The following is a 15,282-nucleotide window of genomic DNA, read 5'->3' as shown; positions in this document are numbered from 1 at the left end:
GGCCCGGCCCTCGGACCGGTCGATCATGGAAGTCTCCACCGTTATCAACGAGGGCGACAAGGAAGTGGTCCGCAAGGTTCCCTTCTCCCACGTCAAAATTCCGCTGGCGTCCAACTACGCCAAACAGGACGATTATCCCGCCTTCGATCCCCTGAACATTTTCGCAAGCGGTGACGACAAGGACGCCCCGGCGCCGGCGCCGAGCCGCACGGGCACAATCTACGGCTCCGAGGTCGAATCCGAAGTCAGCCTGAAAACGGTCGCCTTTCCTATCCAGCACTCCAAGTATCCCTTCGCCGGCTCCCTGAGCTTCGACGAGGTGGAGGAGGCAGTGCGCTCGAACGGCTCGATCCTGACAGATGGTAACGAGCAGCTTGCAGCGCTCTATTACATCGACCCCCGTCGTTTCGATAATGATGAGGGTGATGTCGATATCACCGCCGGTCTTGCCGCCCGTGTCGTCGAACAGAATATGTCGGTTTCGACCCCTCAATCGCCCTCGGTTCCGGTCAAGGAATATGCCGACGACGTTATCCCTGCCCGCCAGACCGAAACCATCGAAGCCGCTTTATTCGGCGCGGGTTATTCGAAGGCGCAATCCTCCGAAATCGCTGGCCTGTTGTCACCGCAACTCCAGTCGAACAATGTCGAAAGCGGCGATGTGCTCCGCGTCGGCATTATTCAGGAAGACGACAAAAGCGACATCGTACGCGTAAGCCTTTACCGCAAGGGTCGCCACATGGTCACCATGGCCGTAGACGATCGCAAGAATTTCATCAAGGCCAGCGAACCGCCGAAGCTCGACGCGGTGGCGACGGCCTTTGACAGCACCCCGGCACCGGCCGCCGGCCGCGATCTGCCCAGCGTCTACGATGGCGTTTACCGGGCGGCTCTGGCCTATGGCATGAATCAGGGCATGGTCTCCCAGCTCATCAAGCTTTTGGCCAGCAGCGTCGATTTTCAGGCGCAGTTGAAACCGGCAGATACGCTGGAGGCCTTCTTCTCCGTGGAAGATGCGGATGGCAAGGCGACGGACAAGTCCGAACTGCTCTACGTCAACGCCAAGTTCGGCGATAACGAGACGCGGTTTTACCGGTTCCAGAACCCGGACGATAACAGCATCGACTATTTCGACGAGAACGGTAAGAGCATCCGGCAGTTCCTGTTGCGCAACCCGGTTCCGAACGGTCGTATGACATCAGGTTTCGGCATGCGCCGCCATCCGGTTTTGAAATTCAGCCGCATGCATACCGGCACCGACTGGGCGGCAGCCCGCGGCACGCCGATAATCGCGACAGGCAACGGCACTGTCGAAAAGGCCGGCTGGGCCTCCGGTTACGGCAACCAGACCCTGATCCGCCACGCCAATGGCTACGTCTCCTCCTATAACCACCAGAGCGCCATCGCCAAGGGTGTCACCGAGGGTTCAAAGGTCCGGCAGGGCCAGGTAATCGGTTATGTCGGTTCGACCGGCCTTTCGACCGGCGCGCATCTGCATTACGAGCTGATCGTTAACGGCACGAAAGTGGACGCGATGAAAGTGCGTCTGCCTGGCGGCAAATCGCTTTCCGGCGTAGCGCTCGCGCGGTTCTCCGACGAGAGAAAGCGGATCGACAATCTACTCAACATCGAAGAAAAACCCAATCAGGTGGCGAGCCGTTAGTCCGCCGGGCCTCGTGACCAGAGGGACCGCTATACGAAAAAGGGCTCCGTTACCGGAGCCCTTTCGTTTTATGCCGCATCAGCGGTTTCAGTCTCGGCCTCACCCTTTGGGGGCTTGACCTTGAAAAGCAGCCGGTCGGTGCCAGAGGTCACCTTGACCCGCGACCCGTCCGGGATCTCGCCGCCGAGGATCATTTCGGCAAGCCTGTCCTGAACCGTCTTCTGGATCACCCGCTTCAGCGGACGTGCGCCATAGGCCGGATCGTAACCCTTATTGGCAAGCCAGTTGCGGGCATCCTCATCCAGTTCGAGCGTGATCTTGCGATCACCCAGAAGCGAGACGAGGCGCTTGAGCTGGATCTCCACGATCGCACCCATCTCGTCGCGCCGCAGGCGATGGAAGAGAATGATATCGTCGATACGGTTGAGGAATTCCGGCCGGAAATGCGACCGGACCCGTTCCATCACCAGGTCGCGAACCGAATCCACATCGTCATTGTCGCCCATCTGCGTCATGAATTCCGAACCGAGGTTCGAAGTCATGATGATGATGGTGTTCTTGAAATCGACGGTGCGGCCCTGACCATCCGTCAGGCGGCCATCATCCAGCACCTGCAACAGGACGTTGAACACGTCCGGATGCGCTTTCTCGATCTCGTCAAACAGCACGACCTGATAGGGCCGGCGGCGAACCGCTTCCGTTAACGCACCGCCCTCTTCGTAACCGACATAGCCGGGAGGCGCACCGATAAGCCGGGCAACGGAGTGTTTCTCCATGAATTCCGACATGTCGAGGCGAACCATCGCGGTCTCGTCGTCGAACAGGAACCGGGCGAGCGACTTGGTCAGCTCGGTCTTGCCCACGCCCGTCGGGCCGAGGAAGATGAACGAGCCGATCGGCCGGTTCGGATCCTGAAGACCGGCGCGCGAACGGCGAACCGCCTTGGAAACGGCCTGAACGGCCTCGCCCTGCCCGACCACGGACTTGGCAAGATCGTCTTCCATGCGCAGCAGCTTCTCGCGCTGGCCTTCCAGCATCTTGTCGACAGGAATGCCGGTCCAGCGGGAAACGATGTGGGCGATGTTGTCCGCCGTCACCACTTCCTGAACCATCGAGCCAGCACCGGTGCTGTCACGCGCTTCCGCTGCAGCCAGTTCCTTTTCGAGGCCAGGAATGATGCCATAGGTCAATTCACCGGCGCGCTGGAACTGGCCGTTACGCTGGGCACTTGCCAGTTCGTTGCGGGCATCGTCCAGCCGCTTCTTGAGGTCTGCGGCATGGCCCAGCTTCTGCTTTTCCGCCTGCCAGCGGGCCGTCAGGGCATCGGCCTTTTCTTCGGTGTCGGCCAGTTCGTCCTCGAGCTTCTTCAGGCGGTCGACGGATGACTGATCCGTCTCCTGCTTCAAGGCTTCGCGTTCGATCTTGAGCTGAATGATCCGGCGATCCAGTTCGTCCAGTTCTTCCGGCTTGGAATCCACCTGCATGCGAAGGCGCGAAGCGGCTTCGTCCATCAGGTCGATTGCCTTGTCGGGCAGGAACCGGTCGGTAATGTAACGGTTGGAAAGCGTTGCAGCTGCAACCAGGGCCGAATCCGAAATGCGGACCTTGTGGTGCTGTTCGTATTTTTCCTTCAGGCCGCGAAGGATCGAGATCGTGTCCTCAACGGTCGGCTCATCTACGAGAACCGGCTGGAAACGACGGGCAAGGGCAGGATCCTTTTCCACGTGCTTGCGATATTCATCCAGCGTGGTGGCGCCAACGCAGTGCAGTTCACCTCGGGCAAGAGCGGGCTTCAGCAGATTGGACGCATCCATGGCGCCATCGGCCTTGCCGGCACCGACCAGCGTGTGCATCTCGTCGATGAACAGGATAATGCCGCCATTTTCCGCCTGCACTTCGTTCAGTACCGCCTTCAGACGCTCCTCGAACTCGCCGCGATACTTCGCGCCAGCGATCAGCGCACCCATATCCAGCGCCATAAGCTTCTTGTCTTTAAGGCTTTCGGGCACATCGCCATTGACGATGCGCAGCGCAAGACCTTCGGCAATCGCCGTTTTACCGACGCCGGGTTCACCGATCAGCACGGGATTGTTCTTGGTGCGGCGTGAAAGCACCTGAATTGTCCGGCGGATTTCGTCATCACGGCCAATCACCGGGTCGAGCCTGCCTTCGCGGGCTTCCTCCGTCAGGTCGCGCGCGAACTTCTTCAGCGCGTCGAAGCCCTGTTCGGCATTGGCGCTGTCAGCCGTGCGGCCCTTGCGGATTTCATTGATGACCTGATTGAGCGCCTGCGCCGTCACGCCGCCCTTTTTCAGGGACGCCGAGGTGGAAGCAGAGTTTTCGATCGCCAGCGCCTGCAAAAGACGCTCGACGGTGACGAAACTGTCACCAGCCTTCTTCGCGAGTTCTTCCGCAGTCGAGAACACTTTCGCAAGTGGAGCCGTGAGGGAAAGGCCGCCATTGCCGCCGGAAACCTTGGGCAATTTCGCCAGTGCCGCATCGTTGGCCAGACGCACTTCCTTGGAGTCGCCGCCAGCCCGCTCGATCAGCGATGCCGCCATGCCCTGCTCGTCATCAAGCAGAACTTTCAGCACATGTTCGGCAGAAAACTGCTGGTGATTTTCCGCAAGCGCAAACGTCTGCGCCGATTGCAGAAAACCGCGAACGCGCTCGGAGTATTTTTCAATATTCATAGTCGAACCTCCATATACCGGCCCGCCCGCTTTCGGCACGGATCCGGGTGTTTGGGTTGAGGCTCCCTCAAAGGCAAGCCCCGCTACGGCAGTCGCGTTTTACAGATTTCACGATTGCCGCCTCTTGATGGGCGGTTACCGCTGCATGCGGCATCCGTCCTTACCGCACGAATATGGGAGGCATTTTCATCGGTTTAAAGGGGAGGAAAACGACTGCCGGGGAAATTTTAGCCGGACTTGATAAACGTCACGACTGTTTGCCGCGATTGCCCCCTTCGAAAAGCGCCCAAGCTTTTACACCCGACCCCAAAAACAAAAAAACTCCGGCAAGCCGGAGTTTTTTCAATCGCGTGGTATTTTGAAAACCCTGCTTATTCAGCAGCGTTTTCGAGCGTGGCAGGTGTTGCCTCATCACCGGCTGGCGTATCTCCGCCTTCGGCACCCTCAGCACCTTCCGCGGTTGCGGCGCGGCGCGGGCGACGCGGGCGTGGGCCAGTGGCGCGGCGTGCCTTTGGTGCGCGTTCAGTCGCTGGCGCTTCCGTCTGTTGCTGCTGTTCCTCGACGGCCACTTCCATAGGCGTGCCTTCGATGACGGGCTGAGGCGCCTGGCTGGCGTCGTATACCGGCTGCTGCCGTTCGTCCGAAGCCTGCGGCTGGCGCGGCTGGCGCTCCTGCCGTTCACGGCGGTCCGGGCGCTCACGACGTTCCTGACGCGGCTCGGAACGCTCGGTGCGCTCCTGCCGTTCCTGGCGCTCCGGCTGCTGAACCCGTTCCGGCTGTTCGAACTGCTGCTGCGGTGCACCATCGTCACCGTCGTTCATATCCATATCGTCGGCATCCGAAGCATTGTATTCGCCACGGTCGTCGCGCTGGAAACGCTCCTGCATCTGGGCCTGAGCGGTGGCGATGATACGATTGTAGTGTTCAGCGTGCTGCAGATAGTTTTCAGCGATCACACGGTCGCCAGCACTCTGCGCGTCCCGCGCAAGGGTGGCGTATTTTTCCGCTATGTGCTGGGCTGTGCCACGAATTTTAACATCGGGACCGGAGCTGTCATAAGTCCTGGTGAGCGGGTTACCGCCCTTGCGGTTGAAGTTGTTGTTGTTACCGCCACCATTGTTATTGTTGTTGTTGCTTCCACGCCCCCGGCCGCGCTTGTTTTGCTGTCCTGGCCTCATCAATTGCTCACCTGAATTCTGTTTTGCTGACAATCTGGTTATTTTCATGCAATTCCGGGCGGAAAACCGCTGGAAACTTTTCCTGAAATTGCTCCATTACGCGCCCTGCTGGAGATAACCCCAGACAAGACCCCGCGTATGACGACCGGTCGCGCAAAATGCTGCAACGAGCCACCTGCGAACAAAGTTTACTGATTCACATGCCGGAAACGCCCAGCCTTCAGGGTTCTCAAAAGAACCCGCTTCGGGACTGACCCATACCCTGACGAATCTAAATTCGTCCTCAGCCACCCGGCATGTGGCGGCAAACTATCCCGCTTCATGCGGAAATCCAAGCCTTTTCTTTTGCTGTGCAAAATATCCTTGCAAATAATCCGCAGACGTATCGCGAACAACTATCTCCGGAAGGTCAAAACTCTGTCGTTGCCGCCATAATCCTTCACGGCGTCGAGAAGAGAGAAGCCGTGGGAAGCAAATAAAGCGGAAACATCAAGCCTTTGATCGAAACCGATCTCCACACCGACAATCCCGTTTTCCACAAGAAAGCGGCCTGCGTCGGCAGCGATGAGGCGGTACGGTGCAAGGCCGTCCTGACCTCCGTCCAGCGCCGCCATCGGATCGTGATGGCGAACCTCTCGGTCTAGCGTTGTGACGATGTCACTTCTTATATAAGGCGGATTCGACACAATTATGTCAAACCTGCCAGAGATTTTTTTGAACCAGTCGCTACGCACGGTTTCAAAACGCGAGGCGAGACCATTTCGGGCAGCGTTTTTCGCTGCGGTTTCCAGCGCATCGGCGGAGATATCGCTGCCGACGCCAGTTGCTTCCGGACATTCCTTGAGAAGCGCCAGACAGATCGCACCCGTGCCCGTACCCAGATCCAGAATGCGCGCACTGCCCTTGTCGGCAACAATTTTTTTCAACGCAGGCAACAGCGTATCGACGAGAACTTCCGTATCCGGGCGGGGTTCGAGCGTCTCCGTCGATAAAAGAAGATCGAGCCCGTGAAATTCGCGGTGGCCGAGAATACGATGAACTGGCTCTCCGCCTGCGCGCCTTTCGACCATGGCGGCAATGCGGGCGCTTTCTTCCCGGGTGACGGGATGGTCCGGTTTCATCACGAAATCGGTCAGTGAAAAACCGGTAACGTCGGCGACCAGCAGGCGCGCATCAAGCAGCGGATCGGCGATGCCCGCCGCCTGCAGCCGTTTGCGGGCTGCGGCAAGCTCGGTCGAAACGGTCCCGTCAGCGCCGCCACTCAAAGCTGTTGTTCGCCAAGCTGGGCAAGCTGGCCGGCCTGATAATCAGCAATCAGCGCGTCGACAAGCTCGTCGATCTCGCCTTCGATCATCCGGTCGAGCTTGTAGAGGGTCAGGTTGATGCGGTGATCGGTGACCCGCCCCTGCGGAAAATTGTAAGTGCGGATACGCTCGGAACGGTCGCCGGAACCGACCTGGCTCTTGCGGTCGGCTGAACGCTCGCTTTCCACCTTCTGGCGCTCGATGTCGTAAAGACGCGAACGCAGAACCTGCATGGCCTTGGCGCGGTTCTGGTGCTGCGACTTTTCAGAACTGGTAACGATCAAACCCGTCGGAAGATGGGTGATGCGAACGGCGGAGTCAGTGGTATTGACGTGCTGGCCGCCTGCGCCCGAAGCGCGCATCGTGTCGATACGAATGTCTTCCGGGCGAATTTCGACATCGATATCCTCCGCCTCCGGCAGCACGGCAACAGTGGCTGCCGAGGTGTGGATGCGGCCGCTCGCTTCTGTTTCCGGCACGCGCTGCACGCGGTGCACGCCGGATTCGAATTTAAGCTTGGAAAACACCCCACGCCCGCTGATCGTGGCGATGATTTCCTTGTAACCGCCCGCCTCGCCTTCGCTTGCGGAAAGAACTTCAACTTTCCAGCCCTTGGCTGAAGCGAAGCGCTCATACATGCGAAACAGATCGCCGGCGAAAAGTGCCGCTTCGGATCCGCCCGTGCCGGCGCGGATTTCGAGGATGGCGCTTTTTTCGTCCGCCGCATCCTTGGGAAGCAGCAGGACCTGCATTTCCTTCTCAAGCTCGCCGATTCGGGCCTCGACCTCCGGCAGCTCCATTTCCGCCAGATCGCGCATGTCCTTGTCGGTCGTCTTGTCGGCAAGCAGCGCCTGCAGATCGGCGGCCTCGGAGACCGCCTTTTCGTATTCGCGGACTTTTTTCACCACCGGCTCAAGTTCGGAATATTCCGAAGCCAGCTTCACATAGACATCCGCTGCCGGACCAGCCGACATCCGCGCTTCGATCTCTCCGAAACGCCTTTCCAACTCGCGCATTTTTTCGACGGGAAGCTTCGCCACCAGTCACTCCGATTATGAAACAGGTCTTTTAAATGGGAATGGAATGCGTCGCGGCAAAGCGTAACAACACCTCGCGCGCGCTTTCCAGCGAATTATGATCGTCGAGCGCAGCGTTCAGCTCATCGGCAAGGCTCGCGGCATCAAGCCCGAGAAGCATGGCCTTGACGGGACCAATCGCCGTCGGCGACATGGAAACCGAACGGAAACCAAGGCCGATCAAAGCCATGGCCGAAAGTGGCTTGCTTGCCATTTCGCCGCAAAGCGTGACCGAGGTGTGGTGCTTTTCGCCAGCGCGCACGATATCGCGCAGAATGCGCAGGAACGGCTTGCCAAGATTGTCGAAACGATCCGAAACCCTTGCATTGCCGCGATCGACCGCCATCGAAAACTGGAACAGGTCGTTCGAACCGACGGAGACGAAATCCACTTCCTGCATCAGCTCATCGAGCTGCCACATCAGCGAAGGTACTTCCAGCATCGCACCAAATTGCAGCTTTTTCGGAAGCGCATGGCTGAATTTCGAAAGATGCTGCACTTCCTTCTGAAGCAGATCGCGCGCCGCGCGGATTTCGGAAACCTCCGTCACCATCGGCAACATCATGCGTAGTTCAGCACCTGAGGCAGCACGCAGAAGCGCGCGCATCTGCGTGCGCATCAGACCCGGGCGGTCGAGCGACAGGCGGATCGCCCGCCAGCCGAGCGCCGGGTTTTCCTCTTCCTGGCCGCGCATATAGGAAACGACCTTGTCGCCGCCAATATCCAGCGTGCGGAAGGTAACGCTCTTGCCCTTGGCCTGCCGCAAGACGGACCTATAGAACGCTTCCTGCTCCTCGCCCTTGGGCATGTTGGAGGCGATCATGAACTGCAGCTCGGTGCGGAACAGGCCGATGCCATCGGCGCCGGATTCCTCGAGCTGCGGCAGATCTACGAGAAGGCCCGCATTCATCTTGAGGTTGACCTTCTGGCCATCCTTGGTGATCGGCTCGACATTGCGAAGCGCGCGGAACTGCTCCTGGCGCTTGGCACGCAGGCGCACCTTTTCCTCATAGGCGCGCTGCAAATCCGACATCGGGCGCAAATGCACCTGGCCGTCATCGCCGTCGATGATGATGGGATCGTTATTTTCAGCGAGGGCGACGATGCCCGTCGCCTGCCCGATGATCGGAATGCCCATGGCGCGCGCCACGATGACGACGTGGCTCGTCACCGCACCGTCTTCGAGCACCAGGCCGCGCAATTTCTCACGCGGGTAATCCAGCAATTCGGCGGCACCCATGGCGCGCGCCAGAACGATGGCGTCCAGTGGAAAATCATGCTCGGGGCTTCGACCGCCGAAACCGATCAGCTGGCGCAGCAGCCGGTTGGCGAGATCGTCGAAATCATGCATGCGCTCGCGAAGATAGGGATCAGTCAGGCGCATCATGCGCGCCTTTGTGTCGCTCTGCACTTTCTCGACCGCAGCTTCCGCCGTCAGGCCGTTGCGGATAGCTTCTTCCATGCGCCGCACCCAGCCCTGATCGTGGGCGAACATGCGGTAGGTCTCAAGAACCTCGCGATGCTCGCCTTCGGTCGGGACGTCGCGGCGCTGCAACATGTCGTCGATCGACAGGCGCAGCGAACCGATCGCGTCGGCAAGACGCAGGATTTCGGTATCGGCATCCTCATTCAGCAGATTGGTGACAACGATTCGGGGGTCATGCAGCACGACATGACCAAGACCGATGCCTTCGCCATAAGCATCGCCATCAATGGAAACGGCACGCGTCAGGTCCAGCTCCACACCGGGGCGGGTGATCTTTTTCAATTCACCGCTCGCCACTATTTCAGCGATGAGCATCGCGGTTGTCTCGAGCGCTTCAACTTCATCCTCCCGGTATGTTCGGCTGACCTTGTTCTGGACCACAAGAACGCCAAGAGTGCGACCGGAGCGCAAAATCGGCACGCCGAGGAAGGAATGATAAATTTCCTCACCGGTTTCAGGAAGATAGCGGAAAGCCGGATGCGCCTGCGCATCGGAAAGATTGAGAGGTTGGGCGGAAGCGGCAATGGTACCGACAAGACCCTGCCCCATTTTCAGCTGGGCAAGATGCACGGCATCCTTGTTGAGACCTTCGGTAGCGTAAAGCTCCAGCACGCTGTCGGAACGCAGCACGTAGACCGAGCAAACCTCCGCCACCATGTTGCTGGCTATCTGACGGACGATCTGGTCCAGACGGTCCTGCGGCTCAAGGTGCTCCGCCATCATTTCGCGCAGCCGCTTTAGCAGGACGCGCGGACCTGCAGAAAGGTCTCTCATCGCGTTTGCTCCCCGACGCTTCCGATCCGAATGTCATAATATTCGAGAATCAAAACGTCATTTAAAAAATTTATAGCGCGAGAAGCGCGTCCCGCAAGGGACACGCTTTCATGAAACGCCACATCGGAAAAACGCAACCCCGAAGAATCGGAGCATCGGGAACCGATGTCTCGAACTTAGTTCTTATCGAGACCGTAAGCAGAATGCAAAGTGCGAACGGCCAGTTCGGCATAGGCACCGTCGATCAGGATCGAAATCTTGATCTCGGAGGTGGTGATGGCCTTGATGTTGATGTTCTTCTCGGCAAGCGCCTTGAAGGCGCTGGCAGCAACGCCGGCATGGCTGCGCATGCCGATACCGATGACCGAAACCTTGGCAAGGCCGGTCTCGTTCTGCGCAACGTCGAAGCCGATCTGGGCCTTGTTCTCGTCCAGAACGCGCAGAGCCTTGGCAACGTCGCCAGAAGGAACGGTGAAGGTCATGTCGGTGCGCGACCCATCTTCGGAGATGTTCTGCACGATCATGTCGACATTGATATGCGCTTCGGCCAGTGGCCCGAAGATCGCGGCGGAGACGCCCGGACGGTCGGCCACGCGGCGCAGCGAGATCTGTGCTTCATCCTTGGCATAGGCGATGCCGGTTACGACTTCCTGTTCCACGATTTCTTCCTCGTCACAAATCAAAGTACCGGGCGGGTTGATGAGGTCGCCCATGCCCGGCGCATCGGGATCCTCGAAACTGGAGCGAACGAAGGTGCGCACCTTGTGTACCATGGCAAGCTCGACGGAGCGAACCTGCAGAACCTTCGCACCGAGAGACGCCATTTCGAGCATTTCCTCGAAAGCGATCTTCTTCATGCGGCGAGCCTTGGGCTCGATGCGCGGATCGGTGGTATAGACGCCATCGACATCGGTATAGATATCGCAACGGTCCGCCTTGACGGCGGCGGCGATGGCAACGGCTGATGTGTCCGAACCGCCGCGACCGAGTGTCGCAATGCGGTTATCCGGGCCGATGCCCTGGAAACCGGCAACAACGGCAACCTGGCCCTCGCCCATGCGGTGAACGATATCCGAACCGTCAATCTCGAGAATGCGGGCGGCACCATGTGCATTGTCTGTGCGGATCGGAATCTGCCAGCCCTGCCATGAGCGCGCATTGATGCCCATGGATTGCAGCGTGATCGCCAGAAGACCCGATGTCACCTGCTCGCCGGATGCAACGACCGCGTCATATTCGCGCGCATCGTAAAAGGAGGCGGCGTTGGCGCCAGCTACCTTTGCAGCATTCTGCACCCAGTCCACCAACTCGTTGGTTTTACCGGACATGGCGGAAACGACCACGGCCACTTCATGGCCGGCATCCACTTCGCGTTTCACATGCCGTGCGACATTGTGAATGCGTTCGAGGTTCGCGACGGACGTGCCGCCGAATTTCATGACAATGCGAGCCATAGCCTTGACCAGTACCATCCCTTTTTTCCGCCAGCCGTTTTTCAGGTGCGGACAAGAACAAACCCAGTCGGCTCTTTTTTTGATAAAGAGCCTAAAGTTGCGGGTCTCTTAGCGAAAAGGCGGGGGGCACGCAATGCCGTTTATGAACCATGCGGTACGCCTTTTTTTATAGCCCCGGCGAAAGAAGATGTCGGGATGGAATGGGCGACCGCATGCGGCGTTGTGAAAGAGCGTACCGCAGTGCACTGTACAAACGGGCCTATTCGCAGTATGGAGCGCGGCAATGCAACCGGCCAGATGGCCGTAATGGCCTGCATCGGCTGCCCCGGAGACTTTAGGACCTATTGGTTTCGGGCGGATGCAGGCAGCTTCATATCCGAAAGACGGTAGATGACAGACACCCAGGGTATCGCCCCGGCGATCGCGCAGGCGTTGGAAAAACGCGGCTACAAAGATTTGACCCCCGTGCAGAAGGCCATGCTTTCGCCGGAACTCGCCGACAAGGACGCGCTGGTTTCCGCGCAGACCGGCTCCGGCAAGACAGTTGCCTTCGGCATTGCGCTCGCGACCACGCTACTGTCGGAAAACACCCGTTTCGGCCAGGCTTCCGCGCCGCTGGCACTCGCCATTGCGCCAACCCGCGAACTGGCCATGCAGGTCAAGCGCGAGCTGGAATGGCTTTATGAATTCGCTGGCGTATCGATCGCGTCCTGTGTTGGCGGCATGGATATCCGCAGCGAACGACGCGCACTGGAGCGAGGCGCGCATATTATCGTCGGCACCCCCGGCCGCCTCTGCGACCACATCAAGCGCGGCGCGCTCGATCTGTCGTCGCTACGCGCCGTGGTACTGGACGAGGCCGACGAGATGCTCGATCTCGGCTTCCGCGAAGATCTGGAATTCATTCTGGAAGAATCGCCGGATAACCGCCGCACGCTGATGTTCTCGGCCACCGTTCCGCGCAGCATCGCCAAGCTTGCCGAAAGCTACCAGAAGAACGCCGTTCGCATCGCCACCGCTTCAGAACAGAAGCAGCATGTGGACATCGAATACCGCGCCTTGCTGGTGACTGGCTCCGACCGCGAAAACGCCATCATCAATGCGCTGCGCTTTTACGAAGCCCGCAACGCCATCGTTTTCTGCTCCACACGTGCGGCCGTAAACCATCTGACGGCCCGTCTGAACAATCGCGGCTTTTCCGTCGTGGCGCTTTCAGGCGAACTGACCCAGAACGAACGCACGCATGCGCTTCAGGCAATGCGTGACGGTCGCGCCCGGGTTTGCGTGGCGACTGACGTTGCTGCACGCGGCATCGACCTGCCTGGTCTCGAACTGGTTATCCACGCCGACCTGCCGACCAATTCGGAAACGCTTCTCCACCGTTCCGGCCGTACCGGCCGCGCCGGGCAAAAGGGCGTCAGCGCCATCGTGGTGCCTGTCAACCAGCGCCGCAAGGCCGAACGCCTTCTGGAAGGTGCCAAGGTCAGCGCAGCATGGGTTCGCCCGCCTTCGGTCGAAGAGATCGTTGAACGCGACGGCGCCCGTCTCCTGGCCGACCCGGCTCTCACCGAGGCCGTGGCCGATGACGAGCGTGATTTCGTCAAGCAGCTGCTCGAGCAGCATGGCGCGGAAAAAGTAGCAGCCGCCTTCGTGCGCCTTTACCACGCCGGACGTTCCGCCCCGGAAGACATCACCGAAGTCGCGCTGGACAATACTCGCAAACCGCGCCGCGACAGCTTCGAAACCCCTGAAAACGACGCGCCGCGCCGCGAACGTTCCGACTTTTCCGACAGCGCTTGGTTTTCGCTTTCGGTGGGCCGCAAGCAGAGCGCCGAACCCCGCTGGCTCATCCCCATGCTCTGCCGCTTCGGAAAGATCACCCGTCAGGATATCGGCGCCATTCGCATGCAGCAGACGGAGACCTTTGTGGAACTGGCGGCCGATGCCGTCGATCGTTTCACCTCCGCCATCGGCAAGGACATGATGCTCGAAAAGGGCATTCGTCTGAAGGCGCTGGAAGGCAAGCCGGAAATGACTGGCAGTGTTCGCGAGGACACCCGCCCGGCCACGGCCCAGCGGAAGTTCAACAAACCCAATAATGCTGGCGGCGCAGCCGACGACCGCAAGGGCGACGACAAGCCCTGGAAAAAGAAAAAGACTTTCGGCGACAAGCCCAAATTCGAAGGCAAGAAGGACCGGCCTTTCGAAAAGCGCGGACCGAAGCCGGCAAAGGGCTGATGCGCGGGTCATTACCGTGCGGTAAATCCTCGGCTTAAGGCCGAGGATGATGCCAAGTAACCGGCAAACTTCATCACAAAAAAAGCCCCGCTTTTGCGGGGCTTTTTATTGTCTTGATGGATCAGAACGTCAGGACGCGGTCGCCGTTTTCGTCCTTGATACGGCTTGGAAGGCCGATCTTGTTCAGAAGGTTCAGGAAAGGCTGCGGTGGCAGTTCTTCCACATTGGCCATCTGCTTCACATCCCACTCGCCGGTGGCAATCAGCATGGCGGCAGCGACCGGAGGAACGCCGGCGGTGTAGGAAATGCCCTGCGATCCAACTTCCTCGTAGGCTTCCTTGTGGTCGGCCACGTTGTAGATGAAGACTTCGCGTTCCTTGCCATCCTTGATGCCCTTGACGACATCGCCGATGCAGGTCTTGCCGACATAGTCGGGTGCAAGCGAAGACGGATCCGGCAATACGGCCTTGACCACCTTCAACGGCACGACTTCCAGACCTTCGGCAGTCTTGACCGGCTTTTCGGAGAGAAGACCGAGGTTCTTCAGCACGGTGAAAACGTTGATGTAGTGATCGCCGAAGCCCATCCAGAAGCGCACATCGGCGCCATCCATGTTTTTGGATAGCGAATGCACTTCGTCATGGCCGGTCATATAGGCCTTCTGCTTGCCGACAACCGGCAGATCGAATTCCTGGCCGACCTCGAACATCTGGTTCGTCTGCCACTGGCCATTCTGCCAGGAATAGACGACACCGGTGAATTCGCGGAAGTTGATTTCCGGATCGAAGTTGGTGGAGAACCAGCGGCCATGGCTGCCGGCATTGATATCGACGATATCGACCGAGGTGACCTTGTCGAAATATTCATCCTTGGCAAGGCGGGCATAGGCATTGACCACGCCGGGATCGAAACCGACGCCGAGCAGTGCCGTTACGCCCTTTTCCTTGCATTCGGCAGCGCGCTTCCACTCGTAGTTTCCGTACCACGGCGGCGCCTCGCAAATCTTGGTGGGATCCTCGTGGATCGCCGTATCCATATAAGCAACACCCGTGTCCATGCAGGCACGAAGAACGGACATGTTGACGAAAGCCGAACCGACGTTGATGACGATCTCTACGCCGGTTTTCGTAATCAAGGCTTTCGTCGCCTCGATATCCATCGCGTCAAGCGCATGGGCCTCAAGTTTCACATCTGTCTTGAGGCTCTTCTTTTCGCGTACGGACTCGACAATCTTGCGGCACTTTTCCAAAGTCCGTGACGCAATATGAATGTCTCCCAATACATCGCTGTTCTGGGCGCATTTATGCGCCACGACCTGTGCTACGCCACCGGCGCCGATGATCAGAACGTTCTTCTTCATTTCAGGTGATGCCTCCTTTTCCCCGCAGGGATCAGCTTCGTTTCATGTTAAAACAG

The 15,282-nt window shown here is 59.0% G+C and carries 9 protein-coding genes (1 of these 9 cut by a window edge); 2 read left to right on the top strand and 7 right to left on the bottom strand.

Translation table 11 applies throughout. The annotated features are described in order from the left end of the window. On the top strand, positions 1 to 1,663 hold the 3' portion of the coding sequence (locus tag J5276_RS21325; protein ID WP_013762143.1) for a M23 family metallopeptidase. It extends 284 nt beyond the left edge of the window; only the last 1,663 of its 1,947 coding nucleotides appear in the window; its start codon lies off the left edge, out of view; its stop codon occupies positions 1,661 to 1,663. 68 nt (positions 1,664 to 1,731) lie between these two features. On the opposite strand, the gene clpB is transcribed toward J5276_RS21325, so the two are convergent. The 6 genes from clpB to J5276_RS21295 all read right to left on the bottom strand — a co-directional run bounded on the left by clpB (position 1,732) and on the right by J5276_RS21295 (position 11,628). Then, a complete protein-coding gene (gene clpB / locus J5276_RS21320) occupies positions 1,732 to 4,356 on the bottom strand; it encodes an ATP-dependent chaperone ClpB (protein ID WP_065702986.1) in 2,625 nt (874 codons plus the stop codon). Between the two features lie 371 nt (positions 4,357 to 4,727). Further along, positions 4,728 to 5,534, bottom strand: a complete 807-nt coding sequence (locus tag J5276_RS21315; RefSeq protein WP_004432110.1) for a DUF4167 domain-containing protein — start codon at positions 5,532 to 5,534, stop codon at positions 4,728 to 4,730. A gap of 395 nt (positions 5,535 to 5,929) precedes the next feature. Next, positions 5,930 to 6,799 (bottom strand): peptide chain release factor N(5)-glutamine methyltransferase, encoded by an 870-nt coding sequence (gene prmC, locus J5276_RS21310; protein ID WP_111802419.1) that lies wholly within the window; start codon positions 6,797 to 6,799, stop codon positions 5,930 to 5,932. After that, complete coding sequence (gene prfA / locus J5276_RS21305) at positions 6,796 to 7,878, bottom strand: peptide chain release factor 1 (RefSeq protein WP_013762139.1); 1,083 nt, start codon at positions 7,876 to 7,878, stop codon at positions 6,796 to 6,798. Before prfA ends, prmC begins: the two co-directional genes overlap by 4 nt. A 28-nt stretch (positions 7,879 to 7,906) precedes the next feature. Next, positions 7,907 to 10,174: a phosphoenolpyruvate--protein phosphotransferase gene (gene ptsP, locus J5276_RS21300; protein WP_004432101.1), complete on the bottom strand. Its 2,268-nt coding sequence runs from the start codon at positions 10,172 to 10,174 to the stop codon at positions 7,907 to 7,909. A gap of 176 nt (positions 10,175 to 10,350) precedes the next feature. After that, positions 10,351 to 11,628, bottom strand: coding sequence for an aspartate kinase (locus J5276_RS21295; RefSeq protein ID WP_004432098.1), 1,278 nt, complete (start codon positions 11,626 to 11,628; stop codon positions 10,351 to 10,353). Between the two features lie 390 nt (positions 11,629 to 12,018). Between J5276_RS21295 and J5276_RS21290 the strand changes: the two genes are divergently transcribed. Further along, positions 12,019 to 13,866 (top strand): DEAD/DEAH box helicase, encoded by a 1,848-nt coding sequence (locus tag J5276_RS21290; RefSeq protein WP_004432087.1) that lies wholly within the window; start codon positions 12,019 to 12,021, stop codon positions 13,864 to 13,866. A gap of 121 nt (positions 13,867 to 13,987) precedes the next feature. Here the strand turns inward: J5276_RS21290 and J5276_RS21285 are convergent, their stop codons facing one another. Next, positions 13,988 to 15,226 carry a saccharopine dehydrogenase family protein gene (locus J5276_RS21285; RefSeq protein ID WP_004432085.1) on the bottom strand — a complete coding sequence of 413 codons (1,239 nt, stop codon included), beginning with the start codon at positions 15,224 to 15,226 and terminating at the stop codon, positions 13,988 to 13,990. Positions 15,227 to 15,282 lie beyond the last annotated feature (56 nt).

The organism is Agrobacterium sp. S7/73 (assembly GCF_019355535.1).
Lineage (GTDB): Bacteria > Pseudomonadota > Alphaproteobacteria > Rhizobiales > Rhizobiaceae > Agrobacterium > Agrobacterium tumefaciens.
The sequence above is the reverse complement of the archived record's forward strand: the minus strand, read 5'-3'. Positions and strand labels throughout refer to the sequence as shown.

Excerpts from the sequence above, each read along its gene's own strand:
- J5276_RS21285 (WP_004432085.1), bottom strand. The coding sequence starts at position 15,226 with ATGAAGAAGAACGTTCTGATCATCGGCGCCGGTGGCGTAGCACAGGTC.
- J5276_RS21315 (WP_004432110.1), bottom strand. The coding sequence starts at position 5,534 with ATGAGGCCAGGACAGCAAAACAAGCGCGGCCGGGGGCGTGGAAGCAAC.
- J5276_RS21295 (WP_004432098.1), bottom strand. The coding sequence starts at position 11,628 with ATGGCTCGCATTGTCATGAAATTCGGCGGCACGTCCGTCGCGAACCTC.
- clpB (WP_065702986.1), bottom strand. The coding sequence starts at position 4,356 with ATGAATATTGAAAAATACTCCGAGCGCGTTCGCGGTTTTCTGCAATCG.
- J5276_RS21290 (WP_004432087.1), top strand. The coding sequence starts at position 12,019 with ATGACAGACACCCAGGGTATCGCCCCGGCGATCGCGCAGGCGTTGGAA.
- ptsP (WP_004432101.1), bottom strand. The coding sequence starts at position 10,174 with ATGAGAGACCTTTCTGCAGGTCCGCGCGTCCTGCTAAAGCGGCTGCGC.